We start from the raw sequence: 13610 nt of genomic DNA on the forward strand, positions 1-13610 counted from the left end.
GGCCAGCACGGGCATCTTGTAGATTCGTATGAACGGAGGTCATCAGTAACCTCTTGGTTTTCCCGTGGAAACGCGGGAAACGCTCAGGTGCCACGCGGTAGCGGCCCGTGACCACGCACGCCGGGCACCTCACCCACGACCCTCCAAGACTCATCGTAGATTTCGAGACACAGAACGGCGGCGACGAGATGCGGCTGCGCGCACTGCTGGACACCGATGCGCTGGGCCTGCGGCTGCTCGGCGGCGAGGACGAGCTGGACCGCACCCTGCGCGGGGTGATGACGACCGACCTGCGCGACCCGAGCCGCTATCTCGCGGGCGGGGAGCTGGTGCTGACCGGCCTGGCCTGGCGGCGGGACGCGGCGGACTCCGAGCCGTTCGTACGGCTGCTCGTGCAGGCCGGGGTGGTCGCGCTGGCGGCCGGCGAGGCCGAGCTGGGCGCCGTCCCGGAGGACCTCGTCGTGGCCTGCGCACGGCACCGGCTGCCGCTCTTCGCGGTCCACGAGTCGGTGGCCTTCGCGACGATCACCGAGCATGTCGTACGGCAGGTCAGCGGGGAGCGCGCCGGGGACCTGGCGGCGGTCGTCGACCGGCACCGCCGGATGATGACCTCGGGCCCGGCGGGCGGCGGACCGGACGTGGTCCTGGACCTGCTCGGCTCCGACCTGGACCTGCGGGCCTGGGTGCTCTCCCCCACCGGCCGGCTGATCGCGGGTTCCAAGGTGGCGGGGCCCGCGCTGCCCGCCGACGTCTGCGCGGCTCTGGCCGCCGAACACCTGGCGGCCACCCGCACCGGCCGCCGCGGCCCGTACCGCGTGCTGCTGGGCACGGTGACGTACTCGCTCTTCCCGATCCGGTGGGGGCACCTCCCGGCGGCAGCCGGCGGCCGCTCCGCGCAGGGCGCGCGGGACGTGCGTGAGTCGGTGCTGTCGGACTGGCTGCTCGCGGTCGAGGCGGACGCCGGTGACTGGCCCGCGGAGCGGCTCGACCTGCTCCAGGGCGTCACCCAGCTGATCGCCGTCGAACGCGACCGCCGGGACGCGGCGCGCACCGTGCGGCGCCGGCTGGCCCAGGAGGTCCTGGAGCTGGTGCAGACGGGCGCGGCACCGGCGGAGATCGCCGCGCGGCTGCGGGTGGCGGCCCCCGTCCTGCTGCCGGGCCTCGGCGCGGCCCCGCACTGGCAGGTGGTGGTCGCCCGGGTCGAATGGGCCGGCGGAGAGGTCGAGGGCGGCCCGGTCGCGCAGTGCCTCCTGGAGGAGATCCTGGTCGACCCGCTGGCCGTCGGTCCCGAGCCGTCCGACCGGATAGCGGTGGCCCACACCGGGGACGAGGCGGTCGCCCTGGTCCCGCTGCCCGCCGTCACCGCCGAGCACGACGGCTCCGAGGCCGGAGTCCACGCCGACGTCCTGCTGGCGGCCGTGCGCGACCCGCTGACGGCGGGGCTCGACGACGACGGCCGGCTCACCCTCGGTGTCAGCGCGGCCGTGCACTCGGCGGAGGGACTGCGCGGTGCCCTGGAGGAGGCCAGGCACGCCCGCCGGGTGGCCGCCGCCCGGCCCGGCCGGGTCTGCGCGGCCGGCCACCAGGAACTGGCCTCGCACGTCCTTCTCCTGCCGTTCGTGCCCGACGACGTCCGCCGCGCCTTCACCGCCCGGCTGCTGGACCCGCTCCGGGACTACGACCGCCGGCACCGCGCCGAACTGATCCCGACCCTGGAGGCGTTCCTCGACTGCGACGGCTCCTGGACCCGCTGCGCCACCCGTCTTCACCTGCACGTCAACACGCTGCGCTACCGCGTGGGCAGGATCGAGCAGTTGACGGGCCGGGACCTGTCCCGGCTGGAGGACAAACTCGATTTCTTCTTGGCGTTGCGGATGAGCTGAGGTCACGCGGGCATGCGACGGGCTCGTGCCAAGTGCCGTCGGTGTCCCACGACTTTGTGAAATTATTCACCCACCCTCTTGGCCCCGCGCGGCGATCGATGCTGGAATGCCGCCACCACTTCACTGCTCGACGGCGCGCTAGGGGAGGGCAACGTGGCGTACTCCGCCATGTCTGGGAACGGAACGACCGCTGGTGACGATCCGCTCCAGACCGCGGTATGGCGGCTGCGCTCGCGGGCCTGCTGGGCCGACGCGGCGGCCCTGCTGCCGTCGGACACCCCGGCGTACTCGCTCCAACGGGCGGGGCTGATGGTCGAGCGGTGCCTGTACACCGAGCGGGGCTGGGAAGAGGCGGAGGACGCGCTGCGGACGGCGGAGGCGCAGGCCCGTACCGACGAGGAGCGGGGCGCCGCCGCCTGCGAGCGCGGTCAGCTCGCCTACGCGGCCACGCTGCACGGGGTGCGCGACCGGGCCGACGAGGCGCGGGCCGCGCTCGGCAGGGCGGCGGCGCTGATCCCTCCGGGGGCGCCGGGGCGCGCCCTCCTCGACTTCCGCCGGGGTCTGCTGGCGGAGAACCTGACCCTGTCCCCGCAGGCGGCCCGCGCCGCCTACCGCCGGGCGCATGCGGCGGCCACCGCGCACGCCGACCCGCTGCTGCTCTCCTTCACCTGGCGGCACCTGGCCGGACTGGCGCTGCGGGACGGCGAGTTGACGGAGGCCCGGCACGGCTTCGCCGAGTCGCTGCGCATCAGGGAGGAACTGGGCTACCTGGTCGGCACGGCCCCGGCCCTCGCCTCGCTCGCCGAAACGGAACCCGAGCCGGAGGCGTCACGCCTACGGGAGGAAGCGGGCCGCCTGTTCCGCCTCCTGGGCGGCGTCCCGACCTGGCTGGCCCGACAGCTGACCCCACCAACCCCGGGCGCGGCAACGGCGTGACAGCTGGGGCCGGGGGTGTCACTCACCGGCGCTCACCAGGTGCCGCCGCGCCCACCCGTGCCGCCCCGCGGCACGCCTGCCCACAGCAAAGCACCCCCACCAGAGCCACGAGCCCCCACACGAACGCCCCACACCCGCACCCACGCACCCACACAAGCCCCGTCAGGGGCGCGGGGAACTGCGCGAACGACCCCCACGCACCCGCAGCCGGCTCAGCACCCGCATGGCCACGGCGGAACTCCGTGAACGCCCCACACACCCGCACCCACGCACCCACCCAAGCCCCGTCAGGGGCGCGGGGAACTGCGCGAACGACCCCCACGCACCCGCAGTCGGCTCAGCACCCGCATGGCCACGGCGGGACTCCGCGAACGACCCCCTACACCCGCACCCACACAAGCCCCGTCAGGGGCGCGGGGAACTGCGCGATCGGCCACGACGTGCCCGCGGCCGGCTCAGCACCCGCACAAGCTACGGCGAGACTCCGCGTAACCGGCCTCGCCCCTCACCCCGCGTCGGCGAAATGGCCGGCCACCAGCGCCCGCACCCTGTCCAACTCCCCCTCGACCAACGCCTCCAGCAACGCGGCATGCTCCCCGGCGTCCGACATCAGGTCGGCCCGGCCCCCGCGCAGCGGAACCGCCCGCCGGTGCAGGTCCTCCGCGATCCGCACCAGCTGCGCGTTCCCCGCCAGCCCCAGCACCGCCCGGTGGAACGCCCGGTCGGCCTCCGCATACGTCGCCCTGCACCCCGTCGCCGCCGCCCGCACCGACTCCTCGGCCAGCGGCCGCAACGCGGCCCACCGCTCGGCCGGCACGCTCCGCGCCAGCCGCATCATCACCGGCACCTCGATCAGCGCCCGCACCTCGGCCAGCTCGGCGAGCTCCCGCGCACCCCGCTCCACGACCCGGAAGCCCCGGTTGGGGACGACCTCGACGGTGCCCTCCAGGGCCAGCTGCTGCATCGCCTCGCGCACGGGCGTCGCGGACACCCCGAACCGCTCCCCCAGCGCCGGCGCCGAGTACACCTCGCCGGGCAGCAGCTCCCCGCCCATCAGCGCGGTGCGCAGCGCGTCGAGTATCTGCCCCCGCACGGACGCCCGCTGCACGACGGGCCTGGACTGCGGGATCGGCCGCTCGCCGTGGGTGTGCTCACCGCGCACGGCCGCCCCGCCGACGGCGTACCCGGCCGCTTCCCGCGCCGTCTCCTCGGACCGCGACTGCGCGGGCACCCGGGCCGTCTCGGCGGAAGCCGCGTGCGCGCGCTGGTTCACGGGTCCTCCTCCGGGCCGTCGGCACTTGGGTCATTAACGGCGGGTTGTTACTTGTCCGTCAAGCACCTTAGGCGCACAAGGCGCTGGTTCAAATTTCCGAACGGATGGGTAAGGTAAGGCTTACTTATCCGGCAGTCGGCCCGCACCCGATCGGTGGTAGCCCATGACGTCCCCCGTCTCCGCCTCCTACGCCCGCCTCGCCGAGGCCTGCCCCGACCTGGCGGTCACGGAGCTGGCGCCGGGCGAGGCGGCACCCCGGGGCGGCGGCTGGGTCGGCGCGGCCGAGCTCGCGGCGGGTGGCCCCGGCCTGGACGCCTTCCTCGCCTGGGACGAGGAGCAGATCCTGCGGGACTACGGCCGGCCCGGCCGCCCCGACGTGGTCGCCAGTTTCGGCCTGCACCGCTACGGCTGGGCCGCCTGCCTGCTGATCACCCTCCCCTGGTTCCTGGACCGCCGGGTCCCCCGCCTGCCCGCCACCGAGGTGTCGTACGACCGCACGGCGGGCCGGCTGGCCGTGCGCGTCGAATCCTTCGCCTGCCTCCCGGGGGATCCCGCGGCGGCACTGCCCGGCGCGGTCGTCGTCGGCGACGAGGAGGCGCTGCGGGCGGAGGTCAGGGCGGCCGTGGCCGAGCACCTGGAACCGGTCCTCGGCGGCTTCGGCCCGCGTATGCGGCGTCGCGGCCGCGCCCTGTGGGGCATGGCGACCGACGAGGTGGTGGAGGGCCTCTGGTACGTCGCCGGCGTCCTCGGCGAGGAGGAGCGGGCCGTCCGGGAGCTGGCGGCGCTGTTCCCCGGGACCACCAAGCCGTACGTCGGCTCCGCCGCCTTCCGGGTGCTGTCCGGTCCGGCCGGCGAGCCGCTGCCGACCCGGGACCGGGCGAGCTGCTGCATGTACTACACCCTGCGCCCCGAGGACACCTGCGCCACCTGCCCGCGCACCTGCGACGACGAGCGGATCGTCAAACTCGCGGCGGCCGCTGCGGCCTGAGGAACCCTCAGACCCCCCGGGTGGGCGAGGCACCGTCCCGGATCCACTAAGATCACGGAGGGTCGAGGTCGCCCCTGCGCCGACAGGGAATTCACAACTTCCTCACTTGCCGCAGGAACTTTCCGAGGAACCACCCGTATGGGTAGTCTTACTCGAACTCAACCTCCGCCCCTCAAGCGGCAGTTCGAGCAGAATGCCGCCCTGGGCATCCCCTTGCACTTCGTTGGCGGCCTCTTGCCCCGAAACCCCCTGAGGGTCTGTGGGATTGGGCCACTATGGCGGGCGATACGCCCTATCCCAATGCAAGGGACCCCTAGATGAGACTGACCGACATATCGCTGAACTGGCTGCTTCCCGGCGCCGTACTGCTCCTGGGCATGCTGGTCGCGGTGGCGGTGCTCGCGCGCTCCAAGCGGTCCGGCGGGGAGCACGCGAAGGACGACTCGTGGGAGCGCAGCGAGGAGCGGCGTCGGCGCAAGGAGGCCATATACGGCACCGTCTCCTACGCGCTCCTGTTCGCCTCCGCGTCGGTGGCCGCGGCTCTCTCGTTCCGCGGACTGGTCGGCTTCGGCCAGCAGAACCTCGGACTCTCCGACGGCTGGGAGTACCTGGTGCCGTTCGGCCTGGACGGCGCGGCGATGTTCTCCTCCGTCCTCGCGGTGCGCGAGGCGAGCCACGGTGACGCGGCCCTCGGCTCCCGGATGCTGGTGTGGACGTTCGCGGGTGCCGCGGCCTGGTTCAACTGGGTGCACGCGCCGAGGGGCGTCGACCACGCGGGCGCTCCGCAGTTCTTCGCCGGCATGTCGCTGTCCGCGGCCGTCCTCTTCGACCGCGCGCTGAAGCAGACCCGCAAGGCCGCCCTGCGCGAGCAGGGCCTGGTGCCGCGTCCGCTGCCGCAGATCCGCATCGTGCGCTGGCTGCGGGCCCCCCGTGAGACCTACAAGGCCTGGTCGCTGATGCTCCTGGAGGGCGTGCGCAGCCTGGACGAGGCGGTCGAGGAGGTGCGCGACGACCAGCGCCAGAAGGAGCAGAACCGGCTGCGCCGTCGCGAGCAGGACCGTCTGGAGCGGGCCCAGCTCAAGGCGATAAGCCGCGGCCACCGGGGCTTCGTCGGGCGCGCCGGCCGGCAGGAAGAGGTGCACCAGGTCGAGCGGGCGCCCGCCCAGGCCTCCGCGGAGCCTGCCATATCGGCGGCGGAGCTGCCCGTACGCCAGCGGCCCTCCCTTCAGCCCGTCCGCAAAGGGTCTGAGATGACCGTCGACCTGACCGCGGAGGACGACACAATGGCCCTGCCGCGCCTTGACTCCCTGGAGCGCAAGCTCAAGGACCTGGAGCAGCAGTTCGGCTGATCGCCCGCTGCCGTACGACACCTCGGGACGGGGGCGTGACCATGAAGGTCACGCCCCCGTCCCGTTGTCACGTGCGCGAGGGCTAGGCGGCCTCGGCGTCGAGTTCGAACCACACCGACTTGCCGACGTCGTGCGCCTGGACCCCCCACGCGTCCGCGAGGGAGTCCACCAGCACCATGCCCCGGCCGTGCGTGCCGTCACCGGTGTCCGGAGCGCACAAGCGGGGCCTGCGGGTGACGAAGTCCCGTACTTCCACCCGTAGTTGGTCCGGCTCCACGACGGCTGTCAGGACCGCCTCGCGGTCGGTGTGGACCAGTGCGTTGGTGACGAGTTCGCTGGTGAGCAGTTCCGCTATCTCGGAGCGGCCCGGACGGCCCCAGTGCCGCAGCAGTTCCCGCAGTTCCCTGCGCGCCTCGGGCACCGCCCGCAGGTCCGAACACCCCAACCGCCGCCTGAGCTGCGGCGGGTGTCCCCGTTCCGTCGTGTCGGTCTCTTCCCCCGCCGTCTGCGCCGAGGAGGCCCCGATGGCCACGGGACCGCCCCCTCGTGCCTGACTGTTCATGACCCCCGCCCGCACGTTGTTGCCGGATCCCCTCCTGATCGAACACGTTCACGGGGATCCATGCCCGCTCGGGCACGCGCCAGTCATGTCACGTCGATGACGACCGGGTGTTCGGCCAAGTCCTGGATCCGCCCCCGTGCGTACGCCGTCGCCCGGACCGTCCCGTACGCGCCAACGGTGCCGTGGACCGGCGCGAATCAGCCCCTCACGCGACCTCCTGGGCTGATTCCCCCGGTCCACGGCACAGGCGAACCTGGCCGAAACCCGTCCTCGCGGCTACTTGCTCCCGAGGCCCTTGGTGCCGATGTTGACGATCTTGTGGGTGTCGCGGGTCATGTCGACGACCAGCTTCGTCGTGGTGTTGCGGCTCCAGGTGAGCGTGACGACGGCCTCCGTGTACTTCCCGGTGCCGTTGTCCGTGACCTTCCACTTGAGCGGGGTGTTCTGGGCCCGCAGCACCCCGTCCGCGTGCTCGCGGTTCTCCCAGGCCTTCAGCTTCTTCAGGTAGGTCGGGGCGATGTAGTAGGTGCGCAGCGCCGTGGGCAGGCTGCCGCTGCCGTCCGGGTCGCTCTCCGCGTCGATGTAGGCGCCGTAGAAGTCGGCGATCCGGCTGATGTTGTCGGACGGGCTGCCACTGACGGTGCGCGGTGCGCCGGCCGAGGCCTGGGCGGTGGCGCCGAGCCCGAGGGCCACGGCGAGGACGCCGGCGGTGAGGACGGCGCGGGTCTTGCTGCTCATGTCTGTTCCCCGTTTTCTGTGGGTGGGTCTGCTGTGTCCGGGGCCGTCCTCTCCTCCCCCGAGCAAGAGGACGGCCCCGGTTCGAGTACCGGTCGTGCGTGCTGACCGCCGGTCAGTGGAGCTTGTTCACGGCCGTGGTGGTGGTCTTCTTGAAGGCCTGCACGGGCGCGTCCACGAAACCGCCGAGCTGCCCCCAGTCCACGACCGTGACGGTGCGCCCCTCCCGGCCGATGGAGATGAGCCGGATGTCGCTGGTACCCCAGGCGGTCACGGTGCGCAGGGCGTAGACGTGGGCGCCGTCCCCGACCGGGAGGGTGCCGTGGTCCTGGAACGTGGCCTGGATCTGCGGGTCCGCCATCTCGATCCGGTCCGCGCAGGACACGATGTCCTCGTCGAGCTTCGCGAATCGGCCCTTGGCCAGGCGGACGCTGGGCAGCTCGGCGCTGACCTGACGGGCGCTCGTGTCGAGGTCGGTCCGGAACTTCCGGTACCAGGAGTCCTGGCCGCCGCCGAGTCCGACGCCGATGCACATGTCCTGCTTGACCTCGTCCGGAATGCCGGCGGTGACCTTGCCGGCCGTCCAGGAGGTGCCGGCCCGTGGCGGCAGGTCGGCCGCCTTGAGGAAGCCGGGCGCCTTCGGCGCGGCCGCCGCGGGAGCGGCGAGTGCGGTGCCTACGACGAGTGCGGCGCCGGCGAGTGCGGTGAGCGCGCCTGCTCGGGTGCGCTTGGGCATGGGTGATCCCCCGTGGGTCGGTACATGGGTGTGGGCTGTCGCCGACGCGGCCGACTGGTCGGTCCGGCCCCGCTCGGTGCGACACCAAGAGCATCGGCCGTCACCTGCGTGGACCGCAACGGCGACCGCCCGTTTCCCCGGCCTGGAACCATCCCAGCCCTGTTGACGTGCAGGTATATGAGGGCCTGGGATGGCCACGACCGGGGGAAGGTGTCCGTGCGCGACGATGTCGAGGAGTTCGCGGCGCTGCTGCGGCAGCTGAAGGACCGTACGGACCGGAGCTACGGCTCCCTGGCCCGTCGGCTGAACATGAACACCTCCACCCTGCACCGCTACTGCGCGGGCGAGGCGGTGCCGCTGGACTTCGCCCCGGTGGAGCGGTTGGCGGCGTTCTGCGGAGCGACACCGCGGGAACGTCTCGAACTCCACGAGCGCTGGCTGCGAGCGGTGGCGGCCCGACAGCGACCGCGCGGAACGGACGCCGAACAGCCGCCCGCGGCACCCGCACGGGAAGCACGACCGGAGCACGCGACGGAGGCCGGGGCGGGATCAGCGGCAGGGCCGGGGGCCGAGATGGAGGCTGACGCCGAGCCTATGACGGAGGTCGACGCCGCGTCCGTAGTGGAGGCCGGCGCCGAGTCAATGACGGAGGTCGACGCCGCGTCCGTAGTGGAGGCCGGCGCCGAGTCCGTCGTGCGGCCGGTGGGTGTGGGAGGCGCGGGGGCGGCGGAGGCGCCCGGTGGTTCGCGGCGTTGGTATCGGCGGCGGCGCACACTGGTCGCCGCGGCCGTGGCCACCGTTCTGCTGTCGACGCTGGGCACGCTGGCCGCGCTCCCGGACGACCCGCCGCCCGCCGACGCGGCCGCCCGGCACCCGGGCTCCGCCGCCCCCACGACCGCCGCCGGTGACACCGGACGCCGGGAGGCCGCCGCGTCCACCGGTCCGGCCGCGGCCCCGACGTCGGCCACACCCTCGCCGTCCCCCTCGCCGAGCGGTGCCCGGCCCTCCGCGTCCCGCTCCGGCGGGGCCACCCCCACCGCCCAGGCCCCCACCGGCGTCCCGCTCACCTGGACCGCGAACTCCCAGCTGTGGGACCTGGGCTGCGACCACGACTACGTCATCGACAAGCAGCCGGCGCAGGTCCCGCCGCCGCCCGCCCCGCAGGACGCGGGTACCTGGGCGGCCACCCAGAACGCGGTGCACGGCGGCGACACCATCGTGGAGGTCTCGGTGCAGGGCCGTTCGTCGACCGCCGTGGTCCTGGAGGACCTGCGGGTGCGGGTCGTCGGCCGTACGGCGCCCGCGCCGGGCATCGCCTACTCCATGGCCGACGGCTGCGGCGGCGGGCTCACCCCGCGCTACTTCGACGTGAACCTGGACAAGGACCGCCCGATCGCCCGCCCGGTGGCCGGTGAGGGCCCGGACGGGAAGACCGTCTCCACCATGCACCTGCCCTACCGGGTCTCCGCCACCGACCCGGAGGTGCTGCGGGTGCAGGCGAACACCGTCGGCTGCGACTGCCGCTGGTACCTCGAACTCGACTGGTCCTCGCAGGGCCGCTCCGGCACGGTCCGGGTCGACGACCACGGGCAGCCGTTCCGCACCAGCTCCATCAAGGGCCTGCCGCACTACTGGTACGGCTTCGTGGACGGCGTCCGCCAGTGGGTGCCGACCGTCGGCTGAGCGACGGGCCTACGGACGCGGCACGTTGCGCAGGTTGGAACGGGCCATCTGGACCATCCGGCCCACACCCCCGTCCAGGACCATCTTGGACGCGGACAGCGCGAAGCCGGTGACCATCTCGGCCTTGATCTTGGGCGGGATGGAGAGCGCGTTGGGGTCGGTGACGACGTCGACCAGCGCCGGGCCCTTGTGCCGGAAGGCGTCCTTGAGGGCACCGGCCAGCTGCTTGGGCTTCTCCACCCGCACCCCGTAGGCGCCGCAGGCCTGGGCGACGGCGGCGAAGTCGGGGTTGACGTTGTGGGTGCCGTGGGCGGGCAGACCCGCGACCAGCATCTCCAACTCGACCATGCTCAGCGAGGAGTTGTTGAAGAGGACGACCTTCACCGGCAGGTCGTACTGGACCAGGGTCAGGAAGTCGCCCATCAGCATGGTGAACCCGCCGTCCCCGGACATCGACACGACCTGCCGTCGCCGGTCGGTGAACTGGGCGCCGATGGCCATCGGCAGCGCGTTGGCCATCGAGCCGTGCGAGAACGAACCGATCACGCGGCGGCGGCCGTTGGGCGAGATGTAGCGGGCCGCCCAGACGTTGCACATCCCGGTGTCCACGGTGAACACCGCGTCGTCGTCGGCGAGTTCGTCGAGGACCGAGGCCACGTACTCCGGATGGATCGGGACGTGCTTCTCGACCTTCCTGGTGTACGCCTTCACCACCCCCTCCAGCGCGTCGGCGTGCTTCTTCAGCATGCGGTCGAGGAACCGCCGGTTCTCCTTCGCCCGTACGCGCGGCACGAGACACCGCAGCGTCTCCCGTACGTCGCCCCACACCGCCAGGTCCAGCCGGGAGCGCCGGCCCAGCACCTCCGGGCGCACGTCGACCTGGACGATCTGCACGTCGTCGGGGAGGAAGGCGTTGTACGGGAAGTCGGTGCCGAGCAGGATCAGCAGGTCGCACTCGTGGGTGGCCTCGTAGGCGGCGCCGTAGCCGAGCAGCCCGCTCATGCCGACGTCGTACGGGTTGTCGTACTGGATGTGCTCCTTGCCGCGCAGGGCGTGGCCCACCGGGGACTTGACCTTCTCCGCCAGCTCCATGACCTCCGCGTGCGCGCCGGCCGTGCCGCTGCCGCAGAAGAGGGTGACCTTGTCCGCCGCGTCGATCATCTGGACCAGCTTGTCCAGTTCGTCGTCGCCGGGGCGGACGGTCGGACGGGAGGTGACGACGGCAGCCGAGGCGGACCGCTCCGGCGCGGGCTGGTCGGCGATGTCGCCGGGCAGGCTCACCACGCTCACCCCGCTGCGGCCGACCGCGTGCTGGATGGCGGTCTGGAGCAGGCGGGGCATCTGCTTCGGGCTGGAGATCAGCTCGCTGTAGTGGCTGCACTCCTCGAAGAGCCGGTCGGGGTGGGTCTCCTGGAAGTAGCCGAGACCGATCTCGCTGGACGGGATGTGGGAGGCGAGGGCGAGGACCGGGGCCATCGAACGGTGGGCGTCGTACAGGCCGTTGATCAGGTGCAGGTTGCCGGGGCCGCAGGAGCCGGCGCAGGCCGCGAGCCGGCCCGTGACCTGGGCCTCGGCGCCGGCCGCGAAGGCCGCGGTCTCCTCGTGGCGGACGTGGATCCAGTCGATGGCGGAGTTGCGGCGGACGGCGTCCACGACCGGGTTGAGACTGTCACCGACGACGCCGTAGAGACGGCGCACTCCGGCGCGGACGAGGATGTCGACGAACTGTTCGGCGACGTTCTGCTTGGCCATGGCGGTCGGGCACCCTTCGGCTCCGCGGATCTCGGTACTCCCCCGGCATGCCCTTCCATGTATCCACAGCGGCCGCCGTCACGCCTCCCAGACGGCCGCCGCCGTACGGTCGTCGGCGTACCCCTTGACCCGTACCTGGGTGTCCGCGAGGAACGCGGCGAGACCCGGCGGGGTACGGCCGGACCAGCGTCGTGCCAGGTAGGCGCAGAGGGCGGGCTCCCCGCGCAGCGGGTCGGCGAGGCCGCCGGTGCACATCACGAGGGCGTCACCCGGGCGGGCTACCGAGGCCCGGAAGAGGAAGGGGTCGCGGGGCGGCTCGGGGGCCGGTTCGTACGGGCTCGGCGGGGTGGGGATACCGAGGTCCATGGTGAGCCGGTCGCCGGACGGGGTCTCGGCGGGCGGCGAGCCGAAGCCGAGCACCGGTTCGCCGGCGGTGTCGGTGTCGACCCGTGGCTCGATGTCCTGCCACTCGCCGTCCCGCAGCCGGAACAGCCCGCCCTCGCCGACGCCGAAGAACACCCGGGTACGGCACTGGGGGTGGCCGGGGATGAGCAGGCAGCGCAGGCTGGCCGCGTACTCCTCGGCGGCGACGCCCTGTTCGGCGGCGCTGGCGCGGAGCTTGCCGAGGCTGCGGTCGGTGAGCCGGTGCAGTCCGGACTTGAGGTCGCCGCGGCGGGCGGCCTGGATGTCCTCGGTGAGCCGCTGGTGGCTGCGGCCCACGGCCCGCGCGATCAGCTCGCACACCTCGGCGGCGGCCCGGTGCGCGCCGGGCGTGGCCCGGGCGCCGGTGGCCATCGCGACCAGCACCAGTGCCTGGTCGCCGGTCCCGAACCGGGCGGTGAGCAGCGCGTCACGGCGCGGCTCGCCCCGGTACCGGGCGGAGTCGCCGCGCTGCGAGACGGCCCGCAGGGTGCAGGCGCCGTAGCGGGCGCCGTCCAGCACGGTGTCGGAGACCAGGTCGTCGAGCCGGTCGGGGTCGGCGCCGGGCAGGGCGGTGGGCTCGGCGTCGTAGGTGGGCGGACCGGAGCCGACGTACTCGACGGAGGAGGCGGGCGCGGCCCCCGCGGAGTGCGACGGGAGCGGGACCAGGTCCGGCCCGGTGGCGGGATGGAAGTCCACCGGGGTGTCGTCGTCCGCGTCCAGCGGCTCCTGCTCCTCCACGTCCCACGGCCAGGGCTTCGGACCGACCGACGCCCCCTGATCGCCACCAAACGACTCAGGAACCGCAGTCCCCTGCACGGGCGGCTCGGGAACGGCGGAGCTCTGCACGGGCGGCTCGGGAACGGCGGGGCGCTGTGCGGGCGGCTCGGGGGCGGGGGTGCGCTGGGTCGGTACGGACGGTGGTGGTGGGTCGGTCTGGTCCGGGTCCGCGGTGACGCCCCGACGTCCCCCCACCGTGTTCTTCGCCGAGGCGAACCGGTCGTCCAGGGAATCGGGTGCGGCCGTGGGTCCGGTGTCCTCCGTGGAGTCGTCGTACAACTGCCCCCACCAGTCGTCGTCATGACGGGCGGGCCTACCCCCTGGCTGGCTCATGCCCCTAATTGTCCACCGCAGGGGCCGGATGAAAACGGGGCATCCGGAAAATCCCCGCACACGACCCGGTCTCGAACGGCGTGTCGAGGGACAACCTGAACACCCGTACGAGGAAAGGGAGTCGTGCGCGCCCGGGAGCCGGACGGTGCCGCTGACACGTGTGAGTCGCCGGGTGATCCC

Annotated in this window: 11 protein-coding genes; 5 read left to right on the plus strand and 6 right to left on the minus strand. The window is 73.1% G+C overall.

The window, feature by feature from the left end:
- The first annotated feature begins 188 nt into the window (after nt 1-188).
- A complete protein-coding gene (locus MB828_RS21880) occupies nt 189-1883 on the plus strand; it encodes a PucR family transcriptional regulator (protein WP_301649723.1) in 1695 nt (564 codons plus the stop codon).
- Nucleotides 1884-2051: 168 nt separating this feature from the next.
- Nucleotides 2052-2819 carry a hypothetical protein gene (locus MB828_RS21885; protein ID WP_301649724.1) on the plus strand — a complete coding sequence of 256 codons (768 nt, stop codon included), beginning with the start codon at nt 2052-2054 and terminating at the stop codon, nt 2817-2819.
- Between the two features lie 505 nt (nt 2820-3324).
- Here the strand turns inward: MB828_RS21885 and MB828_RS21890 are convergent.
- Complete coding sequence (locus tag MB828_RS21890; protein ID WP_301649668.1) at nt 3325-4092, minus strand: GntR family transcriptional regulator; 768 nt, start codon at nt 4090-4092, stop codon at nt 3325-3327.
- Between the two features lie 163 nt (nt 4093-4255).
- On the opposite strand from MB828_RS21890, the gene MB828_RS21895 reads away from it, so the two are divergent.
- Both MB828_RS21895 and MB828_RS21900 read left to right on the plus strand, forming a co-directional pair.
- Nucleotides 4256-5080, plus strand: a complete 825-nt coding sequence (locus MB828_RS21895) for a (2Fe-2S)-binding protein (protein WP_301649669.1) — start codon at nt 4256-4258, stop codon at nt 5078-5080.
- 317 nt (nt 5081-5397) lie between these two features.
- On the plus strand, nt 5398-6429 hold the full coding sequence (locus tag MB828_RS21900; protein WP_133026438.1) for a DUF2637 domain-containing protein: 1032 nt from the start codon (nt 5398-5400) through the stop codon (nt 6427-6429).
- An 82-nt stretch (nt 6430-6511) separates the two neighbouring features.
- Here MB828_RS21900 and MB828_RS21905 read toward each other — a convergent pair whose 3' ends face one another.
- The 3 genes from MB828_RS21905 to MB828_RS21915 all read right to left on the minus strand — a co-directional run bounded on the left by MB828_RS21905 (nt 6512) and on the right by MB828_RS21915 (nt 8462).
- Complete coding sequence (locus MB828_RS21905) at nt 6512-6961, minus strand: ATP-binding protein (protein WP_133026439.1); 450 nt, start codon at nt 6959-6961, stop codon at nt 6512-6514.
- Nucleotides 6962-7267: 306 nt separating this feature from the next.
- Complete coding sequence (locus MB828_RS21910; protein ID WP_301649670.1) at nt 7268-7729, minus strand: hypothetical protein; 462 nt, start codon at nt 7727-7729, stop codon at nt 7268-7270.
- Between the two features lie 112 nt (nt 7730-7841).
- A complete protein-coding gene (locus MB828_RS21915) occupies nt 7842-8462 on the minus strand; it encodes a hypothetical protein (protein WP_301649671.1) in 621 nt (206 codons plus the stop codon).
- 177 nt (nt 8463-8639) lie between these two features.
- Here MB828_RS21915 and MB828_RS21920 point away from each other — a divergent pair, with 177 nt between their 5' ends.
- Nucleotides 8640-10145 (plus strand): helix-turn-helix domain-containing protein, encoded by a 1506-nt coding sequence (locus MB828_RS21920; protein WP_301649672.1) that lies wholly within the window; start codon nt 8640-8642, stop codon nt 10143-10145.
- 9 nt (nt 10146-10154) lie between these two features.
- Here MB828_RS21920 and MB828_RS21925 read toward each other — a convergent pair whose 3' ends face one another.
- Both MB828_RS21925 and MB828_RS21930 read right to left on the minus strand, forming a co-directional pair.
- On the minus strand, nt 10155-11897 hold the full coding sequence (locus tag MB828_RS21925; RefSeq protein WP_301649673.1) for a pyruvate dehydrogenase: 1743 nt from the start codon (nt 11895-11897) through the stop codon (nt 10155-10157).
- 78 nt (nt 11898-11975) lie between these two features.
- Nucleotides 11976-13430: a protein phosphatase 2C domain-containing protein gene (locus tag MB828_RS21930; protein WP_301649674.1), complete on the minus strand. Its 1455-nt coding sequence runs from the start codon at nt 13428-13430 to the stop codon at nt 11976-11978.
- Nucleotides 13431-13610: the final 180 nt, after the last annotated feature.

The organism is Streptomyces arenae (genome assembly GCF_022343545.1).
In the GTDB taxonomy this organism is placed as follows: domain Bacteria; phylum Actinomycetota; class Actinomycetes; order Streptomycetales; family Streptomycetaceae; genus Streptomyces; species Streptomyces humi.

Bases quoted from the DNA above. Each gene is read 5' to 3' on its own strand.
- MB828_RS21880 (WP_301649723.1), top strand. From the start codon at position 189: ATGCGGCTGCGCGCACTGCTGGACACCGATGCGCTGGGCCTGCGGCTG.
- MB828_RS21885 (WP_301649724.1), top strand. From the start codon at position 2,052: ATGTCTGGGAACGGAACGACCGCTGGTGACGATCCGCTCCAGACCGCG.
- MB828_RS21895 (WP_301649669.1), top strand. From the start codon at position 4,256: ATGACGTCCCCCGTCTCCGCCTCCTACGCCCGCCTCGCCGAGGCCTGC.
- MB828_RS21900 (WP_133026438.1), top strand. From the start codon at position 5,398: ATGAGACTGACCGACATATCGCTGAACTGGCTGCTTCCCGGCGCCGTA.
- MB828_RS21910 (WP_301649670.1), bottom strand. From the start codon at position 7,729: ATGAGCAGCAAGACCCGCGCCGTCCTCACCGCCGGCGTCCTCGCCGTG.
- MB828_RS21915 (WP_301649671.1), bottom strand. From the start codon at position 8,462: ATGCCCAAGCGCACCCGAGCAGGCGCGCTCACCGCACTCGCCGGCGCC.
- MB828_RS21920 (WP_301649672.1), top strand. From the start codon at position 8,640: ATGAGGGCCTGGGATGGCCACGACCGGGGGAAGGTGTCCGTGCGCGAC.
- MB828_RS21925 (WP_301649673.1), bottom strand. From the start codon at position 11,897: ATGGCCAAGCAGAACGTCGCCGAACAGTTCGTCGACATCCTCGTCCGC.
- MB828_RS21930 (WP_301649674.1), bottom strand. From the start codon at position 13,430: ATGAGCCAGCCAGGGGGTAGGCCCGCCCGTCATGACGACGACTGGTGG.